We start from the raw sequence: 10,552 nt of genomic DNA, 5'->3' as shown, positions 1-10,552 counted from the left end.
GTTCCCTTATTTTTGTACTACGATATTTTCCTGGGAAGGATCAACATGCTGCAGTTGCAGCTTTTCCGTTGCGATCCGTTCAACCCGGCTGTGATCGCCGAGCGCGTTTTCTTCAAGGATCAGATTTCGCCATTCAATATCCAGCGCATCGCGTTCCAGCACCAGCTGCTCGCGTTGCGCAGTCAATAAACGTGTATGGTGAGCTGTGGTCACCACCGTAACTGCCGTAACAATGATGCAAATGAACAGGCAGAGTGGCAGTTTCCCGAATCGCAAAAGATCGTCGCCGATCACGCCAGGCAAGGCATGGCGCTCGTTGCTTCCTAACGATCCCTTAACTTTGCTTAGGGTTTCTGTCACTCTGCCGATCATGCGTTCGTCCTCTCTGCAACTCGCAGCACTGAACTACGGGCACGTGGATTCTCTGCCACCTCTTCTTCGCCCGGCATCAACTTGCCTAATGCTCGCAACTGACGGCCCCCCAGCTTCCTGAGTTGTTCTTCCGTCATCGGCAGCCCCGCTGGAACCTGAGGACCGCGGCTCTGTTCACGCATGAAGCGTTTTACAATGCGGTCTTCCAGCGAATGGAAGCTGATGATGGATAACCGCCCACCCGGGGCCAGCACGTCGAGCGAGCTTTTTAGCGCCAGCTCTATTTCCTCCAGTTCACTGTTTACCCAGATGCGAACCGCCTGGAAGGTACGGGTCGCGGGATGTTTGTGCTTATCCTTCACCGGCGTCGCCGCCGCAATCACTTCGGCCAGCTCTTTGGTGCGGGTCATTGGCTCAACGCGGTTGCGCTCAACGATGGCGCGCGCAATGCGCTTGCCAAAACGTTCTTCGCCGAAGGTTTTGATCACCCAGGCAATATCTGCTTCGTCAGCGGTCTGCAGCCATTCTGCGGCAGACTGGCCGCGCGTCGGGTCCATACGCATGTCCAGGGGACCGTCGCGCATAAAGGAGAAGCCGCGTTCTGCATCATCAAGCTGGGGTGAAGATACGCCAAGATCGAGAAGAATCCCGTCGATCTTGCCCGTAAGATCGCGCTCGGCCACGTAATCAGCGAGCGCAGAAAAAGGTCCATGCACGATGGAAAAGCGTGGGTCATTGATGGTCTGTGCCACGGCAATCGCCTGCGGATCGCGATCGATTGCCAGCAGTCGCCCTTCCTCTCCAAGCTGGGAGAGGATCAAACGCGAGTGACCACCGCGACCAAACGTGCCATCAATGTAGATGCCATCCGGACGAATATTCAGGCCGTTCACGGCCTCGTCCAGTAACACCGTTTTATGTTTATAATTTTCCATCATATTTATAGAGACAAGTCCTGCAGCCGTTCCGATAAAGTTGCGGAATCAGACTGCTCAGCGTCGATATCTTCCTTGACCTGTTGATACCAGGTCGTTTCGTCCCACAGTTCAAACTTGTTGAACTGCCCGACCAGCATCACTTCTTTGGTCAGACCGGCATGTTGCCGCAGCACGGGCGCAATCAGTAATCGCCCGGCGCTATCCATCTGACACTCACTGGCATGTCCCAATAACAGCCGCTGCACGCGGCGCTCTTGCGGGTTCATGCTCGACAGTCGCGACAGCTTTTGCTCAATGATTTCCCATTCAGGTAAGGGGTAAAGCAGCAGGCAGGGGGAGTTGATGTCAATGGTGCAAACCATTTGACCCGAAGCATTCTCAATCAGCTGGTCGCGGTATCGGGTTGGGACCGATAAACGCCCTTTGCTGTCGAGATTGACTAACGTAGCTCCACGGAACATGCCAGTCTCACCCCTCCTCACCACTTTAACCCACAAATTCCCACCTAAAGGAGTTTACGGAGCGAGGGAAAAGCTTGTCAAGCCAGGACTCTCCCTGTAGAGACCCGAAAGCCCTCTATTTACAGAGATAAACAGTCCTGGTTAATAACTGCACAACTGGCGAGGCAAATTAACGTTATGAATATTTGTAAGAAAAAAACCGAATATGCACACTAGCGTTAAGGCTCACTCAATATCATCGCAGATAAATATAAAGTGTCAGTTTGCGACGCGGGCAGCATTTTATGACAGATTGTCAGGGGATAACAGCGCCAGATTCACTCAATCGGTCGGTGGAAGCGGCGGTTGCGTTGCTGGCCGGTCGGGGGGAAGGAAAAACGTCTGAATATTCATCGACCGAAGAGGGTTTGTAACAAAGTAATACAAAGAGAGGCTTTTAAAAATCGCTTCATGATTCTTTAAGGACCATTTTAAACGGCAAAATGAATTAAGAAAAATAGTAGATTAGGATCTCTCAAGAATTATCCTAATTTCACTGCGGGAATTAACTCGGCGAATTATTCCAGTAAAAAGGGGCGGTTTTTCGCCGCCCCGTCATTTCATTTATGGCGGCTCAAAATTCCGCGATGATAGAGATTACGTTTGATACGCGTCAGACCCGGCTTCGGTTTGCGCGGCTCATCCAGGCTCGCCAGAACAATCTCCAGGACGCGTTCCGCTACATCTCGGTGACGCTGGGCCACCGCCAGCACCGGGCACTGAAGGAAATCGAGAAGCTCGTTATCCCCAAACGTGGCGATCGCCAGGTCAGAGGGAAGCTTGCCTTCACGACGCAAGGTGACATCCATTACCCCCTGCAGAAGGGCAAATGACGTGGTGAACAGCGCCTGGGGCATCGGGTGCGTCTCCAGCCATTTTTCGAACAGCTGCGCAGCGGCTTCGCGTTCATAGCTGTTGGCATAGAGATAGTGGACTTCACGCGGATCGTCTTTCCAGGCGGTTCTGAACCCTTGCTCACGCAGGAAGCTTACGGAAAGCTCGGGCAGCGCGCCAAGATATAGCACCGTTTCAGCGGGGAAGGTTCTCAGCTCAGCGGCCAGCATTTCCGCGTCATCCTGATCGGCACCCACTACGCTTGTGAAATGCTCACGATCGAGCGCGCGGTCCAGCGCCACGATGGGGAACGGATCGTTCGCCCAGCGCTGGTAAAACGGATGCTCCGGCGGTAAGGAGGTCGAGACGATGATGGCATCGACCTGACGCTGGAGCAGATGTTCAATGCAGCGCATCTCGTTATCGGGCTGGTCTTCAGAACAGGCTATCAGCAGCTGGTAACCGCGCTGGCGGGCCTGACGTTCGAGATAGTTGGCGATACGGGTATAGCTGGTGTTTTCCAGATCCGGGATCACCAGACCAATAGAGCGGGTGCGCCCGGCACGCAGGCCGGCAGCGACAGCATTCGGATGGTAGTTATGCTCACGAACCACCGCCATAACTTTTTCAACGGTCTTATCGCTGACGCGGTACTGCTTTGCTTTGCCGTTAATCACATAGCTGGCCGTTGTTCGTGACACGCCGGCTAGCCGGGCGATTTCATCCAGTTTCACAATTGCCCCTTAAAAAAAGAAAAGAGTCCATGGCCCTGTCAAGGTTATGGTTAAATCTTTTAACATCTAAACGCAGAAAAGCCTTCGCGGCAACCGCTTTTATCTGCGTTGTCGGCTGATTACGCAAAAAAAAGCCCGGCTTTGGTGACCGGGCTGAAAGAGGCGAACCTTTTTAACAACTACCGCATGATTTTCTCGCCGCGTGACAGACCAACGATCCCCGATCTCGCCACCTCAACAATTTTTGCTACATCCCGCACGGATGCCAGGAAAGCGTCCAGCTTGTCACTGGTTCCGACCAGTTGAACCGTATAAAGAGAAGGCGTGACGTCGATGATCTGCCCGCGGAAGATATCCGCATTGCGTTTGACCTCTTCGCGCCCGTAACCGCTGGCCTGTATTTTTACCAGCATGACCTCACGCTCAACGTAAGCGCCCTGCCCCAACTCGCTTACGCGCAGCACATCGACCAGCTTATGCAGCTGTTTCTCGATCTGCTCAATTACCTTGGCATCGCCAACGGTCTGAATCGTCATACGCGACAGCGTCGGATCGTCCGTTGGTGCCACGGTCAGGCTTTCAATGTTATAGCCACGCTGCGCAAAAAGCCCAATGACGCGCGACAGTGCGCCAGACTCGTTTTCCAGTAATACCGATAATATCCGGCGCATATCAGGTTCTCTCCGTTTTGCTTAACCACATCTCGTCCATACCGCCGCCGCGAATATGCATCGGATAAACGTGCTCGGTTCCATCAACGATGACATCCATAAAGACGAGGCGGTTGTTTTTAACGTGCTCAAGCGCTTCGGCGAGCTTCGTTTCCAGCTCAGCCGGATCGGTCACCCGCATCCCTATATGACCGTAAGCTTCAGCAAGACGAACAAAATCCGGCAGCGATTTCATATATGACTGAGAGTGGCGGCCCGAGTAGATCATATCCTGCCACTGCTTCACCATACCGAGATAGCCGTTATTAAGGTTGAGCACCAGTACCGGCAGCTCATATTGCATCGCGGTGGAAAGTTCCTGAATGTTCATCTGAATACTGCCGTCTCCGGTCACGCAGACGACGGTTTCATTTGGCAGCGCCAGCTTCACGCCCAGCGCGGCAGGCAGGCCAAAGCCCATCGTGCCTAAACCTCCCGAGTTGATCCAGTGACGCGGTTTATCAAACGGATAATAGAGGGCGGCAAACATTTGATGCTGGCCCACGTCAGAGGTCACATACGCGTCGCCTTTCGTCAGTCGCCATACCGTTTCGATGACCGCCTGCGGCTTAATATGCTCGCTTTGGGTGTCATATTTCAGACACTGCCGCGCGCGCCATTGCTCAATTTGCTGCCACCAGTCACGGATTTCATCCAGCGGTTGCGCTGTGTTTTCCAGCGCCAGCAGATCCAGCATTTGTTCAAGGACCTGTCGCGCGTCGCCGACGATAGGTACATCAGCCGACACCGTTTTTGAAATTGACGTCGGATCGATATCAATGTGCAGCACGGTGGCGTTCGGGCAATACTTCGCCAGGTTGTTGGTCGTACGATCGTCAAAACGCACGCCGACGGCAAAGATGACGTCAGAATGATGCATCGTCATGTTGGCTTCATAGGTACCGTGCATACCCAACATGCCGAGCGCCTGACGGTGGGTGGCGGGAAACGCTCCGAGTCCCATCAGCGATGACGCAACAGGAAGATTGAGCTTTTCAACCAGTTCACGAAGCTGTGCCTCACACGCTGAATTGACGGCCCCGCCACCGACATAGACCACCGGTTTTTTAGCGGCCAGCAGCGTTTGCAGCGCGCGTTTGATCTGACCTTTGTGACCCTGCGTTGTTGGGTTGTAAGAGCGCATGCTCACCGATTCCGGCCAGACATAGGGCAGCTTGTTTGCCGGGTTCAGGATATCTTTAGGGAGATCGACCACCACCGGCCCCGGGCGCCCGCTTGCCGCCAGCCAGAACGCCTTCTTCAGAATGCCAGGAATGTCTTCGGTTTGCTTGACCAGGAAGCTGTGCTTCACGACGGGACGCGAAATCCCGACCATGTCGCACTCCTGAAACGCATCATAGCCAATCAGTGATGTCGCGACCTGTCCGGAAAGGATCACCAGCGGAATAGAGTCCATGTACGCGGTCGCAATGCCGGTAATGGCGTTTGTCGCACCGGGCCCCGACGTGACCAGGACCACGCCCACTTCACCCGTCGCACGCGCCAGGCCATCGGCCATATGTACCGCCGCCTGCTCATGGCGTACCAGCACATGGTCAATACCCCCTACCGTATGCAGTGCGTCATAAATATCGAGGACCGCGCCGCCAGGATAGCCGAACACTTGCTTTACGCCCTGATCGATCAGCGACCGGACGACCATTTCCGCGCCAGACAACATCTCCATGCTTTGCCTCCAGGCATTTTGTTATAGACGGACCGCCGAATTCATTTCCGCACCGTCTTGCGATCGGGATGAACCCGTCTTCTATTTTGCAGAGTGATACTTACCTTAACCGCTCGTTATGAGGCAGGCAATTCGCAAACCAGGAGAGATAAGAGGCCGTGAAAGCAGAAAAAACAGACATTGTCAGAGGATATGGTTAATTCATCTGAAATTAGGGGATGAGATGATAAATCATCGCTGAAAAGCGCGGCGATGTAGAAAATCATCTATTTTTACGGGCCTGGCAGCCACCAGATAAAATACGCAACAGAACAAAATATTAATAAAAGAAACAAAACCAGGATAAATCACATGCAAAGATGCAATTTATCCTGACTCGATTACCGACGGCAGATGCTAATAAGTAGCTCTTCCATCCACTGATGTCCTTTATCCCGTCCAGCAGCTTCATGCCAGGAGAGATAGCAGGTGCGGCTATTTAGCTTGAGCGGCAGAGGCAAAATTTGCAGATTTAACGCGCCAGAGAACTCTTCTGCCAGCCAGCGTGGGGCAATTGCCACCAGCTGCGTCTGGGAAACGACGTTTAACACGCTGACCATGGCCATCCCCTGATAAGCCACGCTCGCCTGTTTCTCCGCAGTGTCGTACCAGGGCAGGCTAAAGGAGGCATATCTGTCGAGCGCAACAACGGCATGCTGTTCGCTATAAACGTCACTTTCACGTAACGGCGCATTCAGTCGTGGATGTTTTTTGCTGGCAACCAGCACCATTTCATCTTTAAACAGCGGTACACAGGAAAATTCAGGACGGCGGAATTCTTCATAACCCAGGACGAATTCGATTTCCTGGTAACGTAACTGGTGTTCGGTGTTTTGATTTAAGGACGATTTAAAGACGAGATTAATATTAGGTGCGATCTCTTCAACTTTATTATAAATAATTGATGTCAGATAATTATCTAATGGACTGCAGACGCAGAGATGGAATACTCGCTCACTGCTTAAGGGTTCAAAGCCCGAGCCCGGCAGCTCATTTTGCACCAGCTGCAGCGCCTGGCGGATGGAGCCGAAAAGCTGGAAAGCCCGCGCTGTAGGCTGGATCCCTCTTCCATAACGAACAAACAATTCGTCGTTGAACATAACCTTAAGCCTGGCAACGGCATTACTTACGGCAGGCTGTGACATCCCCAGGGCTTGTGCCGCACGCGTGATATTCTGCTCCTGCATGACAGCATCAAACACCGTCAGTAGATTAAGATCCACCGTGCGTAACTGTGGTTTAATTCCATCAGTAATCTGTGGTTGTTTAATATTATTTTCTGGCACTTCTGACTCCACTGTCACGCTACACTCCCTTCGCCAACGCACTGTAATAATTTCGAAAAATATGATTTACCATGCAGATACGACCAGCGAAAGAAAATTGTTTAAAAATCGGAATATATAAAGATTATCTAATAATGCTATAATACAAAACGGCACAAAGGATATGCTTAACTTTAGTGTTTGAATGAAACCATAAACCAAATCAATATACAATAACCATCCAGTTAAGGATGACTTAAGTATAATTAAACTGTTATCGACATTGAGCAGAATTAAGTTAACAATCTGTTATCAATGATTCTATTTGAAGGGAGAAAAAGCTCTCTCAAAAAAAGATAACTCCATGATAGTAAAACGGTTTAAAGAGAAAGCATTTGTGAGGACTGCGTCACCTGAAAAATACCCGTTATGTTTATTCGTTTCTGCAAATGTTTTTTAAGTCCAAAAATAGACAATTAGTTAAGTTAAAAATCAAAAACCCAGCACAATAAGCTAAACAACACACCCTCTCTGTTTAGCCTTCTGGGGCCGTTTTTACCATCAGGGGTTGACATGCACAGCGGTATCCAGTACCACTAAAAGCATATTGAATTTAACGGAGCACGATTCATGACACGCACCATTCGTTTCATCAGTCTACTACTACTAAACGCATCCACTGTGCGCGGTAGACTGGCGGGCGAAATTCAGCGTTGAATCGTCACCAGTAAGACTAAAAACCCGCGCCACTGCGCGGGTTTTTTTATGCTCGTAGCAAGGCGCCCTAAGACTGACAAGGACCTAACCCATGAGCCAGCAAGTCATTATTTTCGATACTACTTTACGTGACGGTGAACAGGCATTACAGGCAAGCCTGAGTGTAAAAGAGAAACTGCAGATTGCGCTGGCTCTCGAGCGTATGGGCGTCGACGTGATGGAGGTCGGTTTCCCCGTCTCCTCTCCGGGTGATTTTGAATCCGTACAGACTATCGCCCGCACCATTAAAAACAGCCGCGTGTGCGGTCTGGCGCGCTGCGTAGAGAAAGACATCGACGTTGCGGCTGAGTCGCTGAAGGTGGCCGAAGCCTTCCGTATTCATACCTTTATTGCAACCTCACCAATGCACATCGCAACCAAGTTGCGCAGCACGCTGGATGAGGTCATTGAACGCGCGGTATACATGGTTAAGCGCGCACGCAACTACACCGATGACGTTGAATTCTCCTGTGAAGATGCGGGCCGTACGCCGATTGAAGACCTGGCGCGCGTAGTCGAAGCCGCCATCAACGCGGGCGCTAAAACCATCAATATCCCGGACACCGTCGGCTATACCATGCCGTTTGAGTTCTCCAGCATCATTACCGGCCTGTATGAGCGCGTACCTAACATTGATAAAGCAATCATCTCAGTACATACCCATGATGATTTGGGCCTGGCCGTAGGCAATGCCATCGCTGCGGTGCACGCCGGTGCACGTCAGGTAGAAGGTGCAATGAACGGTATCGGTGAACGCGCGGGCAACTGTTCACTGGAAGAAGTGATCATGGCGATCAAGGTGCGCAAAGACATCATGAACGTGCACACCCGCATCAATCACAATGAAATCTGGCGCACCAGCCAGACCGTCAGCCAGATTTGCAACATGCCGATCCCGGCTAACAAGGCGATTGTTGGAACCGGCGCGTTCGCCCACTCCTCCGGTATTCACCAGGACGGCGTGCTGAAAAACCGTGAAAACTACGAAATCATGACTCCGGAATCCATCGGCCTGAACCAGGTTCAGCTGAACCTGACCTCCCGTTCCGGTCGTGCGGCAGTGAAACACCGGATGGAAGAGATGGGCTATCAGGACAGCGATTACAACATGGATCAACTGTACGACGCGTTCCTGAAGCTGGCCGACAAGAAAGGCCAGGTATTCGATTACGACCTGGAAGCGCTGGCCTTCATCAACAAGCAGCAGGAAGAGCCAGAGCACTTCCGTCTGGACTACTTCAACGTGCAGTCCGGCTCCAGCGACATCGCTACCGCCTCGGTCAAGCTGGCCTGCGGTGATGAAACTAAAGCGGAAGCCGCCAACGGTAACGGCCCTGTGGATGCCATCTATCAGGCGATCAACCGCGTTACCGAGTACGACGTAGAGCTGGTGAAATACGACCTGACGGCGAAAGGGCACGGTAAAGACGCGCTGGGTCAGGTGGATATCGTCGTCAACTATAATGGCCGCCGTTTCCACGGTGTGGGCCTGGCGACGGATATTGTCGAATCCTCCGCGAAAGCGATGGTGCACGTCCTGAACAACATCTGGCGCGCCGCTGAAGTCGAAAAAGAGTTGCAACGCAAAGCTCAGAATAAAGAGAACAACAAGGAAACCGTGTAATGTCGAAGAACTACCATATTGCTGTGTTGCCGGGTGACGGTATTGGTCCGGAAGTGATGGCACAGGCGCTGAAAGTACTGGAAGCCGTTCGCTCGCGTTTTACGATGAAAATTACCACCAGCCACTACGACGTGGGCGGTATTGCGATTGATAACCACGGAACGCCATTGCCGAAAGCCACCGTTGAAGGCTGCGAAAATGCCGATGCCGTGCTGTTTGGCTCCGTCGGTGGTCCAAAATGGGAACACCTGCCGCCAGCAGAGCAGCCAGAGCGCGGCGCGCTCCTGCCGCTGCGTAAACATTTTAAACTGTTCAGTAACCTGCGTCCGGCTAAGCTGTATCAGGGGCTGGAAGAGTTTTGTCCGCTGCGCGCGGATATCGCGGCCAACGGTTTCGACATCCTGTGCGTGCGTGAGCTGACGGGCGGGATCTACTTCGGTCAGCCAAAAGGTCGCGAAGGCAGCGGTCAGCACGAGAAAGCGTTTGATACCGAGGTGTACCACCGTTTCGAAATTGAACGTATCGCCCATATCGCCTTTGAATCTGCACGCAAGCGCCGCCATAAGGTGACTTCTATTGATAAAGCGAACGTGCTGCAGTCGTCCATTTTGTGGCGCGAGATCGTCAGTGAAGTCGCTAAGCAGTACCCGGACGTTGAGCTGTCGCATATGTACATCGACAACGCGACCATGCAGCTGATTAAGGATCCGTCCCAGTTTGACGTGCTGCTCTGCTCCAACCTGTTCGGCGATATTTTGTCTGACGAGTGCGCGATGATCACCGGCTCTATGGGCATGCTGCCATCCGCCAGCCTGAATGAAGAAGGCTTTGGCCTGTACGAACCGGCGGGCGGTTCCGCGCCGGATATCGCAGGCAAGAACATTGCGAACCCGATTGCGCAGATCCTCTCCCTGGCCCTGCTGCTGCGCTACAGCCTCGATGCAGGCGACGCAGCAACCGCAATTGAAAACGCCATTAACCGGGCGTTAGAAGAAGGCGTCCGTACCGGTGACTTAGCGCGCGGCACGGCAGCAGTCAGTACTGATGAAATGGGCGACATCATTGCCCGCTATGTCGCTGAAGGGGTGTAATC

The 10,552-nt window shown here is 52.5% G+C and carries 10 protein-coding genes; 3 read left to right on the top strand and 7 right to left on the bottom strand.

Features of this window, described 5'->3' with window-relative positions; translation table 11 throughout:
* Nucleotides 1–6: 6 nt before the first annotated feature.
* From ftsL to leuO, 7 genes are all read right to left on the bottom strand, one after another.
* Complete coding sequence (gene ftsL / locus DG357_RS03850; RefSeq protein ID WP_006173860.1) at nucleotides 7–372, bottom strand: cell division protein FtsL; 366 nt, start codon at nucleotides 370–372, stop codon at nucleotides 7–9.
* Nucleotides 369–1,310 carry a 16S rRNA (cytosine(1402)-N(4))-methyltransferase RsmH gene (rsmH, locus tag DG357_RS03845; RefSeq protein WP_028015503.1) on the bottom strand — a complete coding sequence of 314 codons (942 nt, stop codon included), beginning with the start codon at nucleotides 1,308–1,310 and terminating at the stop codon, nucleotides 369–371. The genes ftsL and rsmH overlap by 4 nt, the downstream gene beginning before the upstream one ends.
* Nucleotides 1,311–1,312: 2 nt before the next feature.
* Nucleotides 1,313–1,771, bottom strand: a complete 459-nt coding sequence (gene mraZ / locus DG357_RS03840) for a division/cell wall cluster transcriptional repressor MraZ (RefSeq protein ID WP_014882537.1) — start codon at nucleotides 1,769–1,771, stop codon at nucleotides 1,313–1,315.
* A 599-nt stretch (nucleotides 1,772–2,370) separates the two neighbouring features.
* Nucleotides 2,371–3,378: a catabolite repressor/activator gene (gene cra, locus DG357_RS03835; RefSeq protein ID WP_014168621.1), complete on the bottom strand. Its 1,008-nt coding sequence runs from the start codon at nucleotides 3,376–3,378 to the stop codon at nucleotides 2,371–2,373.
* Nucleotides 3,379–3,557: 179 nt separating this feature from the next.
* A complete protein-coding gene (ilvN, locus tag DG357_RS03830) occupies nucleotides 3,558–4,049 on the bottom strand; it encodes an acetolactate synthase small subunit (protein ID WP_045259452.1) in 492 nt (163 codons plus the stop codon).
* A 1-nt stretch (nucleotide 4,050) separates the two neighbouring features.
* Nucleotides 4,051–5,775, bottom strand: coding sequence for an acetolactate synthase 3 large subunit (gene ilvI, locus DG357_RS03825; RefSeq protein ID WP_045259451.1), 1,725 nt, complete (start codon nucleotides 5,773–5,775; stop codon nucleotides 4,051–4,053).
* Nucleotides 5,776–6,155: 380 nt separating this feature from the next.
* Nucleotides 6,156–7,100, bottom strand: coding sequence for a transcriptional regulator LeuO (gene leuO / locus DG357_RS03820; protein WP_041911249.1), 945 nt, complete (start codon nucleotides 7,098–7,100; stop codon nucleotides 6,156–6,158).
* Between the two features lie 609 nt (nucleotides 7,101–7,709).
* Here leuO and leuL point away from each other — a divergent pair.
* The 3 genes from leuL (at nucleotide 7,710) to leuB (ending at nucleotide 10,550) form a co-directional block, all read left to right on the top strand.
* Nucleotides 7,710–7,796, top strand: coding sequence for a leu operon leader peptide (gene leuL / locus DG357_RS23320; RefSeq protein WP_108780318.1), 87 nt, complete (start codon nucleotides 7,710–7,712; stop codon nucleotides 7,794–7,796).
* Nucleotides 7,797–7,887: 91 nt separating this feature from the next.
* Nucleotides 7,888–9,459: a 2-isopropylmalate synthase gene (leuA, locus tag DG357_RS03810; protein WP_088204372.1), complete on the top strand. Its 1,572-nt coding sequence runs from the start codon at nucleotides 7,888–7,890 to the stop codon at nucleotides 9,457–9,459.
* Nucleotides 9,459–10,550, top strand: a complete 1,092-nt coding sequence (gene leuB, locus DG357_RS03805; protein WP_088204371.1) for a 3-isopropylmalate dehydrogenase — start codon at nucleotides 9,459–9,461, stop codon at nucleotides 10,548–10,550. The genes leuA and leuB overlap by 1 nt, the downstream gene beginning before the upstream one ends.
* The last annotated feature ends 2 nt before the right edge of the window (nucleotides 10,551–10,552 follow it).

The organism is Enterobacter bugandensis (genome assembly GCF_900324475.1).
GTDB classification, from domain to species: domain Bacteria; phylum Pseudomonadota; class Gammaproteobacteria; order Enterobacterales; family Enterobacteriaceae; genus Enterobacter; species Enterobacter bugandensis.
Note: the sequence above shows the minus strand (reverse complement) of the source record. Positions and strands in the feature narration are given on the sequence as shown.

What these genes read in the sequence shown, in the direction of transcription:
- mraZ (WP_014882537.1), bottom strand. Translation starts at nt 1,771, where the DNA reads ATGTTCCGTGGAGCTACGTTAGTCAATCTCGACAGCAAAGGGCGTTTA.
- leuB (WP_088204371.1), top strand. Translation starts at nt 9,459, where the DNA reads ATGTCGAAGAACTACCATATTGCTGTGTTGCCGGGTGACGGTATTGGT.
- leuA (WP_088204372.1), top strand. Translation starts at nt 7,888, where the DNA reads ATGAGCCAGCAAGTCATTATTTTCGATACTACTTTACGTGACGGTGAA.
- ilvN (WP_045259452.1), bottom strand. Translation starts at nt 4,049, where the DNA reads ATGCGCCGGATATTATCGGTATTACTGGAAAACGAGTCTGGCGCACTG.
- leuL (WP_108780318.1), top strand. Translation starts at nt 7,710, where the DNA reads ATGACACGCACCATTCGTTTCATCAGTCTACTACTACTAAACGCATCC.
- ilvI (WP_045259451.1), bottom strand. Translation starts at nt 5,775, where the DNA reads ATGGAGATGTTGTCTGGCGCGGAAATGGTCGTCCGGTCGCTGATCGAT.
- rsmH (WP_028015503.1), bottom strand. Translation starts at nt 1,310, where the DNA reads ATGATGGAAAATTATAAACATAAAACGGTGTTACTGGACGAGGCCGTG.
- ftsL (WP_006173860.1), bottom strand. Translation starts at nt 372, where the DNA reads ATGATCGGCAGAGTGACAGAAACCCTAAGCAAAGTTAAGGGATCGTTA.